This is a genomic window from Obesumbacterium proteus (genome assembly GCF_001586165.1).
Lineage (GTDB): Bacteria > Pseudomonadota > Gammaproteobacteria > Enterobacterales > Enterobacteriaceae > Hafnia > Hafnia protea.
In genome coordinates this window covers 2,301,029-2,320,420 of sequence record NZ_CP014608.1, presented here as the reverse complement: position 1 = coordinate 2,320,420, position 19,392 = coordinate 2,301,029, and the positions used below count along the sequence as shown (strand labels likewise).

General features: G+C 52.7%; 21 protein-coding genes and 2 pseudogenes. 12 read left to right on the top strand and 11 right to left on the bottom strand.

Annotated elements, in window-relative coordinates; genetic code table 11:
• The first annotated feature begins 13 nt into the window (after positions 1-13).
• The 9 genes from fliJ to fliR all read left to right on the top strand — a co-directional run bounded on the left by fliJ (position 14) and on the right by fliR (position 6,752).
• Positions 14-454 carry a flagellar export protein FliJ gene (fliJ, locus tag DSM2777_RS10925; RefSeq protein ID WP_040046484.1) on the top strand — a complete coding sequence of 147 codons (441 nt, stop codon included), beginning with the start codon at positions 14-16 and terminating at the stop codon, positions 452-454.
• Complete coding sequence (locus DSM2777_RS10920) at positions 451-1,818, top strand: flagellar hook-length control protein FliK (protein ID WP_061553950.1); 1,368 nt, start codon at positions 451-453, stop codon at positions 1,816-1,818. The genes fliJ and DSM2777_RS10920 overlap by 4 nt, the downstream gene beginning before the upstream one ends.
• A gap of 781 nt (positions 1,819-2,599) precedes the next feature.
• Complete coding sequence (gene fliL / locus DSM2777_RS10910) at positions 2,600-3,079, top strand: flagellar basal body-associated protein FliL (RefSeq protein ID WP_046460143.1); 480 nt, start codon at positions 2,600-2,602, stop codon at positions 3,077-3,079.
• Positions 3,080-3,084: 5 nt separating this feature from the next.
• On the top strand, positions 3,085-4,098 hold the full coding sequence (gene fliM / locus DSM2777_RS10905) for a flagellar motor switch protein FliM (RefSeq protein WP_025802266.1): 1,014 nt from the start codon (positions 3,085-3,087) through the stop codon (positions 4,096-4,098).
• Positions 4,091-4,516, top strand: coding sequence for a flagellar motor switch protein FliN (gene fliN, locus DSM2777_RS10900; RefSeq protein WP_025802268.1), 426 nt, complete (start codon positions 4,091-4,093; stop codon positions 4,514-4,516). The genes fliM and fliN overlap by 8 nt, the downstream gene beginning before the upstream one ends.
• On the top strand, positions 4,516-4,917 hold the full coding sequence (gene fliO / locus DSM2777_RS10895) for a flagellar biosynthetic protein FliO (RefSeq protein ID WP_061553949.1): 402 nt from the start codon (positions 4,516-4,518) through the stop codon (positions 4,915-4,917). Before fliN ends, fliO begins: the two co-directional genes overlap by 1 nt.
• Positions 4,917-5,663, top strand: a complete 747-nt coding sequence (fliP, locus tag DSM2777_RS10890; RefSeq protein WP_061553948.1) for a flagellar type III secretion system pore protein FliP — start codon at positions 4,917-4,919, stop codon at positions 5,661-5,663. The genes fliO and fliP overlap by 1 nt, the downstream gene beginning before the upstream one ends.
• 25 nt (positions 5,664-5,688) lie before the next feature.
• Positions 5,689-5,958, top strand: a complete 270-nt coding sequence (gene fliQ, locus DSM2777_RS10885) for a flagellar biosynthesis protein FliQ (protein ID WP_008813840.1) — start codon at positions 5,689-5,691, stop codon at positions 5,956-5,958.
• An 8-nt stretch (positions 5,959-5,966) separates the two neighbouring features.
• Entirely contained in the window at positions 5,967-6,752 is a 786-nt protein-coding gene (gene fliR, locus DSM2777_RS10880) for a flagellar biosynthetic protein FliR (RefSeq protein WP_025802276.1), read from the top strand.
• A gap of 86 nt (positions 6,753-6,838) precedes the next feature.
• On the opposite strand, the gene flgL is transcribed toward fliR, so the two are convergent.
• The 11 genes and pseudogenes from flgL to flgB form a co-directional block, all read right to left on the bottom strand.
• Positions 6,839-7,819, bottom strand: a complete 981-nt coding sequence (gene flgL, locus DSM2777_RS10875) for a flagellar hook-associated protein FlgL (protein ID WP_061553947.1) — start codon at positions 7,817-7,819, stop codon at positions 6,839-6,841.
• Between the two features lie 15 nt (positions 7,820-7,834).
• Positions 7,835-9,359 (bottom strand): annotated as a pseudogene (gene flgK, locus DSM2777_RS10870) (flagellar hook-associated protein FlgK).
• A 633-nt stretch (positions 9,360-9,992) separates the two neighbouring features.
• The gene (flgJ, locus tag DSM2777_RS10865; protein WP_061553946.1) at positions 9,993-10,931 is read right to left on the bottom strand and encodes a flagellar assembly peptidoglycan hydrolase FlgJ; all 939 of its coding nucleotides are present in this window, start codon (positions 10,929-10,931) and stop codon (positions 9,993-9,995) included.
• Positions 10,931-12,076 carry a flagellar basal body P-ring protein FlgI gene (locus tag DSM2777_RS10860; RefSeq protein ID WP_046458515.1) on the bottom strand — a complete coding sequence of 382 codons (1,146 nt, stop codon included), beginning with the start codon at positions 12,074-12,076 and terminating at the stop codon, positions 10,931-10,933. The genes flgJ and DSM2777_RS10860 overlap by 1 nt, the downstream gene beginning before the upstream one ends.
• A gap of 41 nt (positions 12,077-12,117) precedes the next feature.
• Positions 12,118-12,819, bottom strand: coding sequence for a flagellar basal body L-ring protein FlgH (flgH, locus tag DSM2777_RS10855; RefSeq protein WP_061553945.1), 702 nt, complete (start codon positions 12,817-12,819; stop codon positions 12,118-12,120).
• Positions 12,820-12,934: 115 nt separating this feature from the next.
• A complete protein-coding gene (gene flgG, locus DSM2777_RS10850) occupies positions 12,935-13,717 on the bottom strand; it encodes a flagellar basal-body rod protein FlgG (RefSeq protein ID WP_046458514.1) in 783 nt (260 codons plus the stop codon).
• Positions 13,718-13,756: 39 nt separating this feature from the next.
• Positions 13,757-14,512: a flagellar basal body rod protein FlgF gene (locus tag DSM2777_RS10845; protein ID WP_046458513.1), complete on the bottom strand. Its 756-nt coding sequence runs from the start codon at positions 14,510-14,512 to the stop codon at positions 13,757-13,759.
• Positions 14,513-14,580: 68 nt separating this feature from the next.
• Entirely contained in the window at positions 14,581-15,825 is a 1,245-nt protein-coding gene (gene flgE / locus DSM2777_RS10840) for a flagellar hook protein FlgE (RefSeq protein ID WP_061553944.1), read from the bottom strand.
• A gap of 53 nt (positions 15,826-15,878) precedes the next feature.
• A complete protein-coding gene (gene flgD / locus DSM2777_RS10835; RefSeq protein WP_061553943.1) occupies positions 15,879-16,589 on the bottom strand; it encodes a flagellar hook assembly protein FlgD in 711 nt (236 codons plus the stop codon).
• 11 nt (positions 16,590-16,600) lie between these two features.
• The gene (flgC, locus tag DSM2777_RS10830; protein ID WP_061553942.1) at positions 16,601-17,005 is read right to left on the bottom strand and encodes a flagellar basal body rod protein FlgC; all 405 of its coding nucleotides are present in this window, start codon (positions 17,003-17,005) and stop codon (positions 16,601-16,603) included.
• Positions 17,006-17,010: 5 nt separating this feature from the next.
• Positions 17,011-17,424: pseudogene (gene flgB / locus DSM2777_RS10825) on the bottom strand (flagellar basal body rod protein FlgB).
• Positions 17,425-17,651: 227 nt separating this feature from the next.
• Here flgB and flgA point away from each other — a divergent pair.
• The 3 genes from flgA (at position 17,652) to DSM2777_RS10810 (ending at position 19,257) form a co-directional block, all read left to right on the top strand.
• A complete protein-coding gene (flgA, locus tag DSM2777_RS10820) occupies positions 17,652-18,332 on the top strand; it encodes a flagellar basal body P-ring formation chaperone FlgA (protein WP_061553941.1) in 681 nt (226 codons plus the stop codon).
• Between the two features lie 186 nt (positions 18,333-18,518).
• Entirely contained in the window at positions 18,519-18,818 is a 300-nt protein-coding gene (gene flgM / locus DSM2777_RS10815) for a flagellar biosynthesis anti-sigma factor FlgM (protein ID WP_025802300.1), read from the top strand.
• Between the two features lie 13 nt (positions 18,819-18,831).
• A complete protein-coding gene (locus DSM2777_RS10810; RefSeq protein ID WP_061553940.1) occupies positions 18,832-19,257 on the top strand; it encodes a flagella synthesis protein FlgN in 426 nt (141 codons plus the stop codon).
• Positions 19,258-19,392: the final 135 nt, after the last annotated feature.

Genomic DNA, 19,392 nt, shown 5'->3' with positions numbered 1-19,392 from the left:
ATAGGAGGTAAAAATGTCTTCACCTATGGGCACGCTACGTGACCTGGCACAGCAAGATGTTGATGATGCCACCACCGCACTAGGCAAATCGCAGCAAGCGTTTTTACATGCAGAACAGCAGCTGACTATGCTGCTCAATTATCAAGATGAATACCGCCAGCGTCTCAATCAGGGGATGAGCGGCGGTATGGATGCGTCCAGCTGGCGAAATTATCAGCAGTTTATTCGCACTTTGGATCAGGCGATTGACCAGCATCGCCTACAGTTAAACCAATGCAATGTCAGACTCGCAACCGCCACGCGCTGCTGGCAGGAAAAACAGCAACGCCTAAATGCATTTTGTACGCTCCACGAACGCCAAGAGCATCAGTTAAAAATGCAGCTCAATAAACAAGATCAAAAACGGATGGATGAGTACGCCCAGCGTGCCGCCATGAGGAGAGAAAAATCATGACGTCCCCACTGCTCGCTGCAGCGATAACAAACCCTACTGCAACCAATGCGAGTGCCCCGTCGGCTAAATCACAGGGAAAAGCGGCTGCGCCTTTCTCCGACGTGCTGTCGCAAGCACATTCACCGGCCAAAGAAAGTCGCACGCCCCGCACAGCAACCAATAAATCGGCTTCAGGTTTAGCAGAAACAACAGACCTGAAATCGCTACAAGCTGCACTGGCCAAAACGCTAGAAAATCAGTCCGCTAAGGGTGAAGATGCACAGAAGCTGTTAGGCCAGTTGGCAACATTGGATCCTAAACAGCAGCAGAAATTACTGGCATCACTGAGCAACGCGCTCGCAGATAAGAAACCTGCGGGCAAAGGCGATCATCTATCAGGATTAACTGACACGGTAACAGACAAAGGCACTGAACAAGCGGGACAAGCCGCCATCAGCGCCTTGTTTGCGATGCTTCCCGATGCTCTGCCCAAAATTGCCGTGTCTGACACCGCCAACAGCGCTGAAATCAACGATGCGTTGAATGCAGCCACATCCGATCACACATCTCCCCTGATGAATTTGCTTACGGGTGAAGATAAAAAAGATGCCAAGCTAGATCTTGGCTCGTTATTGAAGTCCGATAAGCCGGATGCCGATACAGACGGTCAGGAATGGGATCTCTCATTAGCGGCTGTACCGAGCAAAAAGAGTGATCCATCAGCGCTCAAATCGAGCGTTGAAACCAGCATTAACTCGCTAAAAAGCGGGGAAATCCCGCTGAAACTGGCCCCTCAAATGGAGGATGTTCGTCTACCACGCGGCGATCTCAACCTTTCTCAACAGCCAGCGCACACGCTGAGCCAAGCGATGCACAATATTGCCGTAAGTAGCCCAGTGGTGGCCCAGCAAACAATCGCGGTTCCCGCCGCACCGATGCCAACACCGGTACTTAATGCTCAGCTAGGCAGCAGTGAATGGCAGCAGGCGTTAGGTCAGCAGATCCTCATGTTTAACCGCAGCGGCCAACACAGCGCTGAACTGCGCCTGCATCCACAGGATCTGGGTACATTACAAATCAGCTTGCGCATCGATGACAACCAAGCGCAGCTGCATATGGCATCGGGTCACAGTCAGGTACGCGCAGCGCTGGAGGCTGCCCTCCCTCAACTGCGCACCGCGCTGGCGGATAGCGGTATTCAGCTAGGACAAAGCAGCGTGGGCAGCGAAGCCCAACCGCAGTGGAACGGCAGCCAGCAAAACGCCTCCGACCGACAAGCTACTTCTGGTGGATTTAGTTTGGATGGGAATATCGACGATAGGATCGTTGCAGCCAGTGCATCGGCGAAGACGGTGAGAGTTGGGGGAGTGGATATCAGTGTTTAAATTTCATTTCATTAGATTGAATAGGGTTGTGGGTAAGGTTTCGGCTGCCTGTTATCTGTGCCATAAGGTGTAAGGTTTCGACCGCCTATCAATAACCGCTCTCATATGTAGCCAAGTCGAAGGCGTCCGATGAGAGCCCCGTTGCGCGGGGGCTCTCAACTCGCGCGCTTTTATCCGAGACGCCATCTCCGCGCCGGGTCGGCATGCGCCATCCTTGGCGCCTCCTCCCCTAACGCTAACATCCTGTTAGCGTTGCTCTTTCTCCCAAGACTTAAACTAAAAACAGATAAGGTTTTTGCCTTTTGCCTTTTGGTTTTTGGGTTTGACCTTTTCCGGCACGTTGTTCTTCAGCCGAAGAGAGGAATGAAGGCTAGGATTCGCCGACAGGGATGTCGGCGAAAGAACGGAGGAGCCAGGATGGCGATTGCCGTTCGTTCCGTTAAAGCCGGAATGACGATATTCGGGCACCTGCGAAGCAGGCTGAAGAACGGTGCCAAGCCGAGGCGTCGGAGGGCGGCGCTTGAGCCCTCCGACACGGACGCCTGCACAATATTGATGTCTGGCTGGATATATTAGGCGTACGTAATATGCACCATGACTAAGATACCTCATCAGTAGCAACCAAACAGCCCAAACATTAACCATCCGCATGGTATCCACCGCAATTAACCCCATTTTCACCCTCTATTCCCCCCATTGAACACCCGAGAGCCAAGGATAATAGACAGCACAAGTAAAATTCATGTGCGCTTCTTCGCACCGTAACAGGAATCATCCCCTTATGTCTGAAACCACACTCCCCAAGAACACTAAGCGGCGTGCCAAGTGGGTATGGATACTGTTAATTCTTATTGCTGCGGGTGCTGGTGGCGGTTTTTATGGCTGGAAATATTATCAGCACCAAGAAAAGCTAGCCGAAAGCAAACCGGTTCCGCCGCCAATGCCGGTATTTATGCCTCTCGATACCTTCACCGTTAACCTGATCAGCGACGGTGAAGATGCCGATCGTGTGCTTTATATCGGTTTAACGCTACGTTTGCCTGATGAAGCCACGCGTAAACGTATGAACGATTATCTGCCTGAAATGCGCAGCCGTTTATTGATGCTGCTTTCGCGCCAACACGCCGCCACGCTGGCCAGTGAACACGGTAAAACTCAGTTAATGACTGATATTAAAGCCGTGCTCATGCCACCTATTGCTCCCGGTCAGCCAAAGCAGATCGTTAGCGACGTGTTGTTTACAGCCTTTATCCTGCGGTAATCACTATGTCTGATAGCATTCTGTCACAGGCCGAAATTGACGCGTTGCTGAACGGCGATAGCGACAACGGAAAGCCTGACAACGAAATTCCGCTAGCGGGAAGCGAAAGCGACGTTCGCCCCTACGACCCGACCACCCAGCGTCGGGTAGTTCGTGAACGTCTGCAAGCCCTAGAAATCATCAACGAGCGCTTTGCCCGTCAGTTTCGTATGGGGCTGTTTAACCTGCTGCGCCGTAGCCCAGATATCACGGTCGGCGCGGTTAAAATTCAGCCCTATCATGAGTTCGCCCGTAACCTTCCGGTGCCAACCAACCTCAACCTTATTCACCTCAATCCATTACGCGGCACCGCGCTCATGGTGTTTGCGCCAAGCTTAGTGTTTATGGCGGTGGATAACCTGTTTGGTGGCGACGGTCGTTTCCCAACCAAAGTCGATGGACGTGAGTTCACCCATACCGAACAGCGCGTGATTAAACGTATGCTGCGGTTGGCGCTGGATGCCTATCGCGATGCGTGGAGCGCCATTTACAAACTGGAAGTGGAATACGTTCGCTCCGAGATTCAGGTGAAATTCACCAACATCACCACCTCACCGAACGATATCGTGGTCACAACGCCTTTCACGATTGAAGTAGGTGCGTTGAGCGGCGAGTTTAATATCTGTATTCCTTTCTCGATGATTGAGCCGCTGCGCGAGCTGCTGGTTAACCCACCGTTAGAAAACTCCAAGCAGGAAGATCAGCACTGGCGCGATACGCTCAGCAAACAGGTTCAACACTCTGAGCTGGAGCTGGTGGCCAACTTTGTTGATATTCCTTTACGCCTGTCCGAAGTCCTTAAGCTTCAACCAGGCGATGTATTGCCCATTGAAAAACCTGAAAAACTTATCGCCAATGTGGATGGCGTTCCCGTTTTAACCTGCCAATACGGCAGCCAAAACGGCCAATATGCACTGCGCGTAGAACGATTAATCAACCCTATTTTAAATGCTCTGAGCGAGGATCAGCCCAATGAGTGACGTCAACAAGCCGTCTGCCGAAGGTCATGACGACGCCGCCGACCTGTGGGCGGAAGCGATGAACGAACAGCAAACCACCGAAAATACCTCGGCCGGAAATGCTGCGGATGAGATTTTCCAAAATCTTGATAATCCATCGCCGTTAGCCGGCAATCTGCACGATATTGATTTGATTTTAGATATTCCGGTCAAGCTGACGGTGGAATTAGGTCGCACCAAGATGACGATCAAAGAGCTGCTGCGTTTGTCGCAGGGTTCGGTGGTCGCGCTTGACGGTCTGGCCGGTGAGCCATTGGATATTCTGATTAATGGTTATCTGATTGCCCAAGGTGAAGTGGTAGTGGTTGCCGATAAGTTTGGCGTCCGTATCACCGACATCATTACGCCATCTGAACGCATGCGTCGTCTGAGCCGCTAATGATCCCCGCCACTTCAACATCCACCAGCGCGCCCGCGGCACCCACGGTGCCAACGGGCAGCGTACTGACACAGGTTGGCAGCACGCTGGGCGCCATACTGCTGCTGATTTTGGTTATCGGCTGGCTGGTTAAACGCTTAGGTTTTGCGCCTAAAAGCAGCCGCAATAGCATGCTTAACGTGCGAGCCAGCTGTTCGCTCGGCGCACGTGAGCGCGTGGTGGTGGTTGAAGTGGACAATCAATGCTTGGTGCTCGGCGTAACCAGCCAGAGCGTCACGCATCTGCACACTTTCACTGCGCCCCTTGCTGAAGACGAACCTGTTGAGAAAAAACAGGACTTCAGCCAGATCTTCAAGCAGGTGATACAGCAACAATTTGGTAAGCGCGGAGATAAGTCTTAATGCGCACTCAGCGTTTAATCCTTGGCCTTGGTGCCATAACATTACTTCTTGCTAGCCCATTGGCGCTGGCACAGCTGCCCGGCATTGTTTCGCAGCCGCTGGCAAACGGTGGACAAAACTGGTCGTTGCCGGTTCAAACGCTGGTTTTCCTCACCTCGTTAACGTTTTTGCCCGCCGCATTGCTGATGATGACCAGCTTTACCCGCATCATCATCGTGTTGGGATTATTACGCAGCGCATTAGGCACACCGTCTGCGCCACCCAATCAGGTGATGCTCGGTCTGGCGCTGTTTCTCACCTTTTTCGTGATGTCACCGGTGTTTGATAAAATTTATCAAGACGCCTATCAGCCTTTTAGCCAAGACAAAATCACCATGGACGTCGCCATGGATCGCGGTGCCCAGCCGCTGCGCGAATTCATGCTGCGCCAAACCCGTGAAACCGATCTGGCGCTGTACGCCAAATTAGCCAATCTGCCGCAGATGTCGGGGCCAGAAGAGGTGCCGATCCGTATCCTGCTGCCCGCTTACGTGACCAGCGAGTTAAAAACGGCTTTCCAAATTGGCTTCACCATTTTTATCCCTTTTTTGATTATCGACTTGGTGGTTGCCAGCGTGTTGATGGCGCTCGGGATGATGATGGTTCCACCAGCAACCATTTCACTGCCGTTCAAGTTAATGCTGTTTGTCTTAGTCGATGGCTGGCAGCTGCTATTGGGATCGCTGGCGCAGAGTTTTTACAGTTAACCGCCTCACTCACTGAGTAAAAAATATGACTCCAGAATCCGTAATGGCGCTCGGTTATCAGGCGATGAAAGTGGGATTGGCCTTGGCAACGCCGTTGCTGTTGGCCGCGCTAATCAGTGGTTTGGTGATCAGTTTGCTACAGGCCGCCACCCAGATTAACGAAATGACGCTGTCGTTTATCCCTAAAATTCTGGCCGTGTTCGCGACCATGGTCATTGCGGGACCGTGGATGCTCAGCCTATTGCTGGACTACATGCGCACCCTTTTCACCAGTATTCCCTCCATCATCGGCTAAGGCGCGCGATGATTTCATTTGATACCTCCCAACTGGCCTTGTGGCTGGGGCAATATTTCTGGCCGTTTGTGCGTATGCTGGCATTAATCAGCACCGCACCGCTGCTGAGTGAAAAAGCCATCAGTAAAAAGACCAAGGTTGGCTTGGCGATGGCGATTACTTTTTTGCTAGTGCCTAATTTAGGCAGCAATCCAACGCCGGTGGTGAGCATTAGCGGCCTATGGCTGGTCATCCAGCAAATCTTAATTGGCGCCGCGCTCGGATTAACCATGCAGTTTGCTTTTGCCGCCGTGCGTCTCGCGGGCGAAGTGATTGGTCTGCAAATGGGGCTTTCATTCGCCACCTTTTTTGACCCTTCCGGCGGCCCCAACATGCCGATTTTGGCACGTTTGCTTAACCTGCTGACCATGTTGTTATTTCTTAGTTTTAATGGTCATCTGTGGCTAATTTCTATTCTGGCAGACAGTTTTCAAACCCTGCCCATCAGTGAACAACCGCTTAACGGCAACGGTTTTTTGATGCTTGCTCAGGCCGGTAGCCTGATTTTCATTAATGGCTTAATGTTGGCGCTTCCTCTCATCACCTTGCTGCTGTCGCTCAATACCGCGCTGGGGCTGCTTAACCGCATGACACCACAGCTCTCTATTTTTGTGGTGGGCTTTCCCCTCACGCTCACCATCGGTATGCTTTCACTTAGCCTGATGATGCCGATGTTAGTGCCTTTCAGTGAACATCTCTTTAGCGAAATTTTCGAGCGCTTAACCCAAGTGATCGGCGGTATGCAGGGATTGTGATATCGCCGCTCGCGTAATTCTCTTGCATAAAAAAGCCCCCGTTATTGCTAGCGGGGGCTTTTTGTTTATATCGCGGATGTCGGAGATTAGCGAATCATCTGGAACAGGGACATACCCTGCATATCCGTAAACGCTTTATACGATGCCTGCAATGAAACCTGACGCAGGCTGTAGTCTGAAATTGCCTGATACCAATCAACGTCCTGCGTTTGGCTGATTCGGCTGGTGTGGGTCATGGCACGTTCGCTGCCTACCGCATCCAGAGAATCCAGTTCTTTCAGGTTAGTACCAAGTTCAGCACGCACCTGCGAGACGTTATTCAAGGTGTTACGCAGACCGCGGTTGGCGGAGTCAAGCGCATCGCTCACGCCTTTCTTCACCGTTTCATCCGCGCCTGCAATCGGGGTTTTCAGCGCATCAATCGCCTTTTGCAAGGTGCTAAAGATATCGCTATTCACTGAGCCATCAGGTTCTTTTACCGGGTTGCTGGATGCCTGTTGGAAAACATCGGAACCGGTGTGGCTGATGGTCATATCGCGTGCGGCATCAACTTTTTGCGTCACTGCGGTATCACCACCTTTATAGGTGACGGTCACGCTGCCGGTCGCCGGATCGGTCACTTTAGTGAAAGGCGCGGTATCATTTTTGAAACCGGCAAACACGTAGCGGCCATTGCCGTCGGTGCTGTTGGCCAGATTCAGTAACTGATCGCGAATACCTTCCAACTGTTTAGCGATAGAAGCACGGTCGTCATCACTTTTGCTGCCTGAAGACGCGCCGTCAACCAATACCGGCGTCGCATCTTGCAGGGAAGATGTCACCTGCTGCAAAACGCTCTCTTCCAGCGATACGCCTTGACGCGCATAGCCACGCGCCATCGTATACTGGTCGTTTTGAGCCTGAGACTGCTTCAAACCAACCAGCTGCGATGCCGCTAGCGGATCGTCTGAAGGGTTGATGACTCGCTTGCCGCTGGAGAGCTGTTGACCGACGCGCTGCCATTCAGACTGTGCATCGGTGATACCACCCATATTCTGTTGGTACATCATGCTGGTGCTAAGACGCATGGAATAACATCCTTCTTATCGAATACTAAGCAGAGCGCTAAATAGCGTCGTCGCCGTCTGAATAACCTGAGCATTTGCCTGATAATACTGCTGGAAACGCATCAGATTGCCGTACTCTTCATCGAGGTTTACACCTGAAACCGACTGCTGCTGCAAAGCCAACTGTTTCACCACGTTGCCCTGTGCGGTGCTGTCTACTTTCGCGCTGTTGGTTTGGTTACCGACCGTGCCGACTAAACCCGCATAGGCTTCGTTGAAGGTAGATTTGCCCCCCCACGGTCTGCGCTTTTTGCAGATCCAGCATTTTCTGGGCGTTGGTGTTATCCCCTTTGCCGGTGGAATCAATCACCAAGTTGCCATTCGCATCAGGCTTAACATTGGTGATTTTGCTGTTGTCGGAAAGACGCGTTACCTGCCACTGGCCATTTTTGTCATACTCCAAACGGTAGTCCGTGGCTTTCGTTTGGCTCACGTCCGTGTAGGTGGCAGAAATAGATGCGCCCGCCGCTTGGTTATTGTTGCTGTTAGCGTAGGAAGACGGCTGACCAATGGTGAAGAACGGCTCGTTGGTCGTGAGATCGCCATTCAGATCGACACCGGCCTGCTGAACTTTATTAAAGCTATCAGCCATGGAAAGCGCGATCTGTCCAAGTTGGTTACGCGCGTTATCCAGCGCGCCGCTGCGGAACTGCAAAATACCGCTCAGGCTACCGCCGGTGATGCGACCTTCAGGCACTTCGCTCGCCGCTCCTGACCCACGGTTATAGCCAATGGTCAGACGCTGAGGGTTGGCGCTCGATGGAATAGCTTCTAGCTTATAGGAAGAGCTGCCCTGCACCAGTGATAAACCACCGGCAAACGAGACGCTCATCGAGCCGTCTTGCATGGTGATTTCTACATTCGCAATCTGGTTCAGTTCGGTTGCCATCTGATCGCGCAGGTCGAGCAAATCGTTTGGTGCATTGCCACCGCTTGCGCCGGTTAGACGTGAGATTTGATCGTTAAGGCTGGCAATCTGTTTGGTGTAGTTATTAATCTGCTCAACGCTGTTGCTGACGGTCAGATTCGCGTTGCTCTCAAGATTCTTCAGATATTCGTCAGTGGTTTTAAACTGATTCACCAAGCCATTGGCCTTGGCTAATACGGTCTGACGCGCAGCCGGATCGCTAGGGTTACTGACTAAATTTTGCAGGTTAGAGAAGAAATCCTGCATATTCGCCGACAGGCTGTTGTTGCTGTCTGCCAAGAGGTTATCGATTTGCGATACCTGCTGGTAATACGCGGTCGTCGAGGCAAAGTCACTCTGCCCTTGGCGCAGTTGGTTAACGATAAACGAGTTATATTCGCGGTTAATACCGCTCACGGTAACACCGTTGCCGATAAAGCCCGTTGGCGTGCTGGTTCCGCCGCTTTGTGCAAAGCTGACGGTTTGGCGGTTATAGCTTTGGGTGTATACATTGCTCAAGTTATTACTCGCGACGCTCAGCGCGGTCTGTGCGGCGCTCAGTCCACTCATTGCGCTGTTGATTAAGTTAGCCATTCGGGTTCCTTTAAACTTAAAAAAGCCTCACGTCATCACGCGGCAAGGCTCTTGTTGTTGAAGTTGTTATCGGCGGGGTGAGGGTAAACTTGAGGGGAAAATCATTGCCTCTAACGATTTTTCCTCCCACCGATGGTTATCTGTAACTGTGTGATATTTCGCCGCCTTCGTGTATGCAACGGCGGTGTAAAGTTTCGTTCGCCGGTCAGTATTTGTGTTTGCATAAAAACGCTGGCGTAGGCGACCGAGTCGGGTGCGCCAGCGCGCGCACCCAACACCCGCGCGCTTAATTCGAAACGCCATTTCCGCTCCGGTTTGGTATCGCCCATCCAGGGCGCCCCAAACTCCGACACGACATCCCTGTCGTGTCGGCTCTCCCTACCAAGGCTTAAGCTTTACAAATTGTTCGTCTTTTTGTGTTAAATGAAATTCATTTTAGAACCGCCAACAGGGATGTTGGCGGTAGGTTGAGGGCGCACAGGAAGTGCGCTCCGAAACCGGTCGGTCAAACAGCTCGGTTAAAAGCGCGAGAGTCGAGAGGTTGCGCGCTGGCAACCTCTCGTCGGACGCCTGCGCCAACAGCTCCATGGGAACTCAAATGCTGACCGGCGAACGAAACCCTCACCCTTCGCCCTAAAACAACTTCTCCAAATCCGTGGTGTAAGCCTTCACCGCCTGCGCACCGGCGTTTTTAATCTGTCCTATTACCTGCACCAGTTTGCTGGCGTAGTTCGGATCAGTGGCGTAGCCCGCTTTCTGCAAAGCGTGCGCGGCCTGCTCTGGCGTATTGGCATTGGCGACGTTGGCATAGCGTGGATTATTGGTAATCAGTTGAACGTAATCACTGATCGCTTCCAGATAAGATCCATAAACACGGAACTTGGCCTTCACTTTGTGTGCCGCCCCGTTTTCATATTCCGTGGTAGCGATCTCCGTGGTTGGGCCGTCCCAGCTTTTCCCTGCTTTAATCCCAAACAGGTTGTAGCTACGCGAACCATCTGGCGTCGGTATTTCACGCTGTCCCCAACCGGATTCCAGCGCGGCCTGCGCCACAATCAGCTGATGCGGTATCCCGCTTTGCTGGCTCGCGACCCGTGCCGCACCGCTTAACTGGGTGACAAATTCCCCGTTGTTGGTTGGCATCGGTGAACCATTCTGCGGAATGCGCGGCATCGCTCGACGCATCACCTGTTCAAGCGCCCGAACCGGCATACTTTGGATAGTCTCGCCATCCAGCGCCATTGGGGTGCTTCCCACGCTGTCTGGAATAGACGTTTTACTGCCGGAAAGCTGCTGAACCAGCATATCGGCGATGCCTAAACTGCCCGACATCTCCTGCGCGATCTGCTGGTCATACATCGACGTATACAGCTTGGTTTGTTCGGTGCTTAGCTCCCCATCCTGAGGCAAGGCCGCACGCATGCTTTTCAGCATCATTTGTACGAACATCCCTTCCATCTGCTTGGCGGTTTCACGAATCGCTTGATCCGACCCCGCGGCCGTATGGCGTTTGAGCTGGTTTAGCGCCTGCGCGTCATACGCCGCACTTCCTAGAGAGAAGCTATCATTCATCAGATAATTTCCAATTTGGCACGTAAACAACCGGCACTTTGCATGGCTTGCAAAATGGACATCAGATCGTTAGGCGTTGCGCCCAACGCGTTCAATGTGCGCACCACGCTGTTTAGGTTGGCGCTAGAACGCACCTGCTGTAGCGAGCCTTGACCCTGCTGAACCGAAATCTGCGTATTTGGCGTTACCACGGTTTGACCACCGCCAAACGGCGTATTTGGCTGGCTGACGGTGTTTTGACGATCCACCACCACCGACAAGTTCCCCTGCGCAACCGCACAGGAATCCAGCTCAACGTTACGGTTCATCACTACCGAGCCGGTACGCGAGTTAACGATAACCTTGGCGTCAAAGCTGCCAACAGATACTTCAATGTTCTGAATATTCGCCAGCACGCGCACCTGATTACTGTTGCCCTGCGGCACCAAAACCTGCACGGTACGGGCATCTAGCGGCGTGGCCGAACCCATTCCGCCAAAACGGTTAATCGAATCGCTAATCCGCTGCGCCAAGCTGAAATCTTCATCATTAAGCTGAAGATTAATGATATTGCTGTTACCAAAGGTGCTCGCAATTTCACGTTCAATGGTGGCACCACCGGTGATACGCCCGCCCGCTAACTGGTTTACCTGAACGCTACTGCCGCCCGCCGAGGCTCCGGCTCCGCCCACTAAAACGTTACCTTGCGCGAGCGCATAAACCTGATTATCAACCCCTTTCATCGGCGTCATCAGTAACGTGCCGCCACGCAGGCTTTTCGCGTTACCCATCGACGACACTACGACGTCAATGTTTTGCCCTGCCCGCGAAAACGCGGGCAGCTTGGCGGTAACCATCACCGCAGCCACGTTTTTAAGCTGCATGTTGGTTCCCGCAGGTACGGTGATCCCCAACTGTGACAACATGTTGTTCAGGCTTTGGGTGGTAAACGGAGTTTGCATGGTTTGGTCACCCGAACCATCCAACCCAACGACCAACCCATAGCCGATAAGGGCGTTATCGCGCACGCCCTGAACGGTCGTAAGATCACGAATTCGCTCGGCGCTCGCGCTTTGTGCTACCAGACCAAGACACACTACCAATCCAACTAATAGCGTTTTTGTCCGGTATGCCGCACGTATAGAGCCATATTTCAGTAAGCTCATTTTTATAAAACCATTCCTTATCAACATAGGGTCAGACCTTATTAATACGGTGAAAGGTTGAGGAAGAATCGCTGCAACCAACCCATGTTCTGCGCTTCGTTGATATACCCGCTGCCAACATATTCGATACGCGCATCAGCCACCTGCGTTGAAACCACGGTGTTGCTGCCGCTGATGGTGCGAGGATTCACGACGCCGGAGAAACGAATAAATTCGGTTCCTTGGTTAATCGCAATTTGTTTTTCGCCCACCACTTTCAGGTTGCCGTTGGCTAAAACTTCCGCCACGGTCACGGTAATAGTGCCGTTAAAGGTGTTGTTCGCGTTGGCGCCGCCTTTGCCGCCAAACTGGTTGTCACCAGACATATTCATATCGGCACGCGCATTGCCAAACAGCCCTTCCAGATAGCGCGGCGTCGTGGCCACTTCAAAGCTGGATTTACCGTTACGGCTGGCGTTCGCCGAAGAGCTTTTGCTCGCGCTGACGTTTTCTTGCAGCGCGATGGTGAGCGTATCGCCAACGTTGCGCGGACGGCGATCCTCAAACAGCGGCTGGTAGCCGTAGTTCATCGGCTGCACACTTTGGAAGATAGAACCATTGGCAATGGGCGGTGCCGCCGGTGCCGGTGAGGCCGTGGTGGTTCCCTTCACGATTTGATCGTGTGGAATGTAGGCACAGCCGGAAAGCAGTAAAGCCGCACTCAGTGCGGCACTTATAATAAGTTTGCTTGAAACCCCTCCCAGCCTTCCCCTTTGCAGGGGAAGGAGCCGATCGCATTCCTACCGTCCCCAGAGGTATGGGGTAAGGTGGGGTTATAGCTGACGTCTGATGTCTCAATAAACATGCGGCTATCAGTCCTTAGAGCTGCGTTAAGCGCTGCAGCATCTGGTCAGACGTTGTCACTGCTTTACTGTTGATCTCATAGGCGCGCTGAGTTTGGATCATATTGACCAGCTCTTCCGCCACATTGACGTTCGAGGTTTCAACATAGCCTTGATACAACATGCCAGCGCCGTTCAGGCCAGGCGTGCTTTCGGTCGGTGCGCCAGAGCTTTCTGTTTCTTGATACAGATTCTCACCCACGCTTTCCAAACCCGCATCGTTAATAAAGGTGGTTAGCGTCAGCTGTCCAACCTGCGTGGTCGCGGTTTGACCTTGCTGGTTCACGCTCACAATACCGTCACGGCCGATGGTCAGCTTGGTGGCGTTGGCAGGGATGGTGATCGCAGGCACAATTTGGAAACCACTTGAGGTTACCAACTGACCATTTTGGTCAACCTGAAATGAACCATCGCGGGTATAGGCCAGCGTGCCGTCCGGCTGCTGTACTTGGAAGAAACCTTGACCTTTGATTGCCACGTCACGGCTGTTGTCGGTTTGCGACAGGTTGCCTTGGCTATGCAGGCGCTCGGTAGCAACAGGACGCACACCGGTACCAATCTGTAACCCCGAAGGCAGCGTCGTTTGCTCGGAAGATTGTGCTCCCGGCTGGCGCAGCGTTTGGTACATCAGATCTTCAAATACCGCACGTTGGCGTTTAAAGCCGTTGGTGCTGACGTTCGCCAAGTTGTTGGCGATAACATCCATGTTAGTTTGCTGGGCTTCGAGCCCGGTTTTTGCGATGTACAGTGAACGGATCATTCAAACACTCCTACAGTTATTCAAATCGCGCAGCGGCTATTAACTCAATGACAACAGCTGGTTGGCTTTTTGTTCGTTGTCATCCACGCTGCGAATGACCTTCATCTGCATTTCAAAACGACGGGCGTTGGCGATCATATCGACCATCGTATCCACCGGTTTAACGTTGCTTCCTTCCAACACGCCGGGCATCAGACGAACCTCAGGATCGAGCGTCAGCGTGGCACCGCGTTGCTGCTGTGCTTCAGCCGTGAGATGAAACAGGCCGTCGTCACCGTGCTGAACTTCCTGCGCCGTGGCTTTCACCAGCTTTAAACGCCCAACCTGAGTCGTGGTATTTGGCTGGTCGCCTGCGCCGAGCGCGGTGATGGTGCCGTCAGCCGCGATAGTGACTTCAGCGCGATCGGGAATCGCAATCGGGCCGTTATCGCCTATCACTAAATTGCCCTGCGAGGTCAGCTGTCCTGCTGTGTTAATCTGCAAATTACCGTTACGGGTATAGGCTTCCGTACCGTCAGCATTACGCACTGCCAGCCAGCCATCCTGCTGCAAAGCCACGTCCAGAGGGCGCGCGGTATAGTCCAGCTTGCCCATGCTCATGTCGTGCATCGGCGTTGAGGCGGTGACCAGCGTGCGGGTTTCAATGCTATCGCCTTCAACTGGCACGGCGCGTAGCGCGGCCAACTGAGCACGAAAGCCGGGCGTGCTGGCGTTCGCCATGTTGTTGGCGGTAATTGACTGCTGTTCGAGGGTTTGGCTTGCGGCCCCCATCGCGGTATAAATCGCGTGATCCATAGCATCTGCCTGTTACCTCTGAGCGCAGCGAGTTTCCTCTGCGCCCAGAAGATGTGGGTAAGTGATAATTAACGCAGGTTAACCAGCGTTTGCAGGATCTGATCCTGCGTTTTGATGGTCTGCGCGTTGGACTGGTAGTTACGCTGAGCAACAATCATGTTGACCAGTTCTTTACTCAGATCGACGTTTGACGCTTCCACCGCGCCGCTGGTCAATGCGCCCAAGCCGCTTGCGCCCGGAACCCCCACAATCGCCTGACCGGAAGTCGCGCTCTCTTTCCACATGTTGTTGCCCTCAGACTGTAGGCCTTCTGGGTTGGCAAAGTTGGCCATCACAATCTGGGCAAGCAGCTGAGTTTGCTGGTTGGAGTAGGTACCGGTAATAGTGCCGTCATCGTTAATCTGATAGCCGGTCATCTCACCTGCGGCGTAGCCGTCTTGGCTCTTGGCGGTCACACCATCTTTACCGGTGTTTTGCTGCATAGAACCGGTGAAGGTCAGGTTGAAGTTTTGCGCTGGCGCACCGTTGTTAGCCGCCATGTTCAGCGCTAAAGGCGTGCCGGAATTTTGCAGCGTACCGTTTTGGTCAAACACCAGTTGCCCCGCGTTCTGCGGTGCAGTACCCGTTGCGGCGGCGCTGTCCACGCTATACACCGTCCACGGTGTTGTGGTACCAGTCGCTGGAGGTGTTGCCGCGGTAGATGGGCCCTTCACAAAATAGAGATTCATGTTGTGGGAGTTACCCAGCGAATCGTAGGTGGTGATGGACGCGGCATAGGTATAGGAATCAACGTCGTCCACTTTGAACGGGTTATTCTTCGGTACTTCATGCGCCGAGTTCAGGTTCATGCTCATGTTGCCTGAGCTACTGGCCTTGGCTGGCATCATGCCGGTTGGGATCTGAATTGGTGAAGGCTGCGCACCCTGCTGAATGGTTGGCGGTGAGCCTGCTGCTGGATAGCCAGTCAGGAATACGCCCTGCGCGTTGGTCAGGTAGTTGTCCTGATTTTTGGTGAACTGGCCATTACGTGAGTAATAAACGCCACCGTTGGCATCTTGCATACGGAAGAAACCGTTACCGCTGATCGCCACATCCAAACCACGGTTAGTGGTGGTGGTGATACCGTCGGTGAAGTCCTGCTGTACGCTGGCAACTTTTACGCCTAGACCCACTTTTGAGCCTGCAAACATGTCGGCAAAGGTTACAGAGCCGGATTTAAACCCTACGGTTTGTGAGTTAGCGATGTTGTTGCCGATAACGTCGAGGTTACTGGCGGCGGCGTTTAAGCCGCTGACTGCTTGGTTGAATCCCATGTGAGGTCCTGTATCTGAAGGTCAAAATAAGCGATTAGATAAATCCGTCAGTGCTACAAAATCTGGCGCACGTCATCAAGCGAAGCAGTGCCCGCCATACCGAGCTCCAGCAATGCGCCATTGCCGTTTTTGGTTACGCCGTTAACTAAGCCAAAGTGCAGGGGCTGAACCACCATCTGCTGGCCTTGGTTAGTGGCGCTAACGCTGAAGGTGTAAGCACCGTTTGGCACATTGGTGCCGTCGGTTTGCGTACCGTCCCAGGTGTAGCTGTGGACGCCCGCGGTTTGGGTGCCTAAGTCAATTTGCTTAACAACCACGCCGTTCGCATCGCTGATGCTAACCACCACGCTTTGCGCCCCACTTTCCAGCTCAAACCCAAACGGTGTGGTGCTGGTCGTGGTGTCACCTTCTTCTTTACCGGCCAAAATAGTTTTGCCTGGGATCATTACGCCATGACCAATCAGGTTGCTGGCCTGTAGAGACTGGTTGCTATTGATCTGGCCGGAAATAGATCCCAGCGTGGTATTGAGTTTTTCAATGCCGCTAACGGTGTTGATCTGCGCCAGCTGGCTGGTCAGCTCATTGTTTTGTAGTGGATTGGTTGGGTCCTGATTCTTTAGCTGCGCAACCAGAAGCGTCAGGAAGCTGTTGCTTAAGTCCTGACTGTTCTGGCTGGTTAATCCATCGCTGCCCGTAACTTTGGTGTTTTTGTTGGTTGCGCTGGAAATATCAACCGGATCATTAAGCGAGACAGAAACTGCCATAGCGCCTCCTGTTATTGGCCAAGCGTTAATGTTTTCATCATTAACGATTTGGTGGTGTTGAGGACTTCGACGTTCGCCTGATAGCTGCGTGAGGCGGCAATGGAGTTCACCATTTCCCCTACGACGTCGACGTTAGGCATCCGCACATACCCTTTGGCATCGGCTAACGGATTACCCGGTTGGTACACCAAACGCTCTGGCGACGGATCGTCCACCAGCTGCGAGACTTTCACTCCGCCGGTTTCCTGCCCTGGCGCAGCCTGAACTTCAAATACCACCTGCTTGGCGCGGTATGGTTCGCCGTCCGGTCCGGTTACGCTGTCGGCGTTAGCCATGTTGCTGGCCGCCACGTTCATACGCTGCGACTGAGCCGCTAGCGCCGATCCGGAAATATCAAAAATGCTGAGCATCGACATGGTCGTTATCCTTGTTGCAACACAGACATCATGCTTTTGATCTGCCCGCTGATAACGGTGAGATCGGTTTGGTAACGCAGACTGTTATCAGCGAACTGTGTACGTTCGCGATCCATATCTACGGTATTGCCATCCAGCGAAGGCTGATCGGGCACGCGATAAAGCATGTCCAATTCAGGTGGCTGGAAATTCTGGGCTGGGATATGACGGCTGGAGGTGGTCGTCAGAGAGACACCGCTGCCGTTCACTCGGCCTTGTTCAATGGCTCGCGTGAGCTGTGATGAAAAATCAATATCTCTGGCTTAGAAACCAGGGGTATCAGCATTGGCGATATTGGCAGCCAGGATTTCCTGACGCTGTGCGCGTAGGTTTAAAGCTTCTTGCTGAAAACGTAACGCAGCATCCAGTTTATCGAGCATACCTTCTCCGCTAAGTGGTTTAGGACGGGCTGCCGCCGCGTAAAACGGGCCAGCAGATCGTCAAGAATGACAATTTGGAGTGGATAGCATAGACGTGGGTTAATACAGGTGATGGGAGGAATAAGGGCATAATGCGGCGCTATTTGTGGCCTTTATTTTGCGATGAAGACGTTAGACTAAGGAACTTAAGTTATCCCAATACCGTCATTATCGCCTGCGGAGGCCATATGCGTTTTGGCTCATTAAAGCCGCTGTTCATCATAAATGCCGCCCTATTAGGCTGTTTATTCTTGCCAGCTGCTCAAGCGGCATCAGCGCTTGAAGAAGGGCTGCACCAGTTTTTTAGCCAGCAATACAGCGCAGAGAATCAGCAGGTAAACGTTAATATCCGCTCCCCGCAGTCACAATGGCCAAAGTGTGAAATGCCACAGTTTTCCATGCCCTCTTCGGCGCGTCGTTGGGGAACCGTGAGCGTGCTTGCCCAATGTCCTCAGGATAAACGCTATTTGCAGGTTGAAGTTCAAGTGACTGGGGAATACCCCGTTGCTCAATCTCCGTTGACGCGCGGGCAGCATATCAGCCCAGCGGATTTTAAAATGACGCAGGGACGTTTGGATAAGCTTCCGGCGGGCAGCATTATGGAAATAAGCCAGCTCGACAGCGCGGTATTAACGCGTGATTTAGCCGCAGGTCAAACGGTCACCACATCTATGATCCGCCGTTCATGGATAATCAAAGCGGGACAGTCGGTGCAGATTTTGGCTCAGGGAGACGGCTTCAACGTCACCAGCGAAGGGAAGGCACTCAACAATGCGGCTATCGCCGACAGCGTTCGGGTTCGGCTAGCATCAGGACAAATTATCACCGGCAAAGCCACCGAACAGGGCTCAATAACGCTGTTAATGTAATCGTTTCAGGCTTTGACGGCGTTTTTTAGCGTTTTTTGAAAAAAAAATGCAATAAACCGAGCGAAAAAAGCAATTATGACTAAAGTTATTGGCTGCCGGGCCGATGGTACAAACAGAGAAAAACACGTTGTCGCTGTGTTTAATGACAGAACAGGCTAGCGCCAACTAACCAGTGAGATAATGACAATGAGCATAGATCGCACCCATTCGCTGAGCGGTGTAAGTCCGATTCAGCCAAGAGAAGCATCCGAAATTCAGCAACAGAAACGCAAAGAGGCGGCCAGCCAACCTGCGGTTGACGGCGCACAGGTTAAATTAAGCGATGCACAGTCACGCTTGATGCAGCCTAACGGCCAAGACATCAACGTTGAACGCGTTGAAGCATTGAAGCTGGCTATCCGCAACGGCGAACTGAGCATGGATACCGGAAAAATTGCCGACGCACTGTTGCAGGATACCCACGATTTACTGAAATCAAACGACTGACAGGTAGTCATTTATGCCCGGAACGTTAGACGTGCTGCAACACATGTTGGACACCCTGAAAACGCTTGAAGTTGAGCTTGAAAACGAACAGTCGCTATTGTGTGCCGGTCGTGTAGACGCTGTGCGTTTGCAGGCCGCCACGTTAGAAAAAGAGAATCTGCTCGCCACGCTTCGCCATCAGGAACAGCATCGTCATAATACCGGCGATCAAGCCCCCCATTCAGAAGATGCCGAACTTTTCACGCTGTGGCAAAACATCATGGATCTCACCAAGAGATTACACGATATGAACCAGCACAACGGCATGTTGCTTAACCAACACCTCACTCGCAATCAAGGCGCACTGGATACGCTGAAAAGCCGTCATGGCCAGTCGCTGTATGGCCCCGATGGGCAGGCGCAAAGCGGGATGATTACGGGTAGGAAGTTGAGTATTTAGTTCGACCACACCAGATATCTCAGAGCCTCTAGAAATACCCCCTCCCAGCCTCCCCCTTCGCAGGGGGAGGAGCAGATCGAGATATTCTTATATCTCGAAGATAACATTTGAACTTCTCCACCTACGGCATAGATA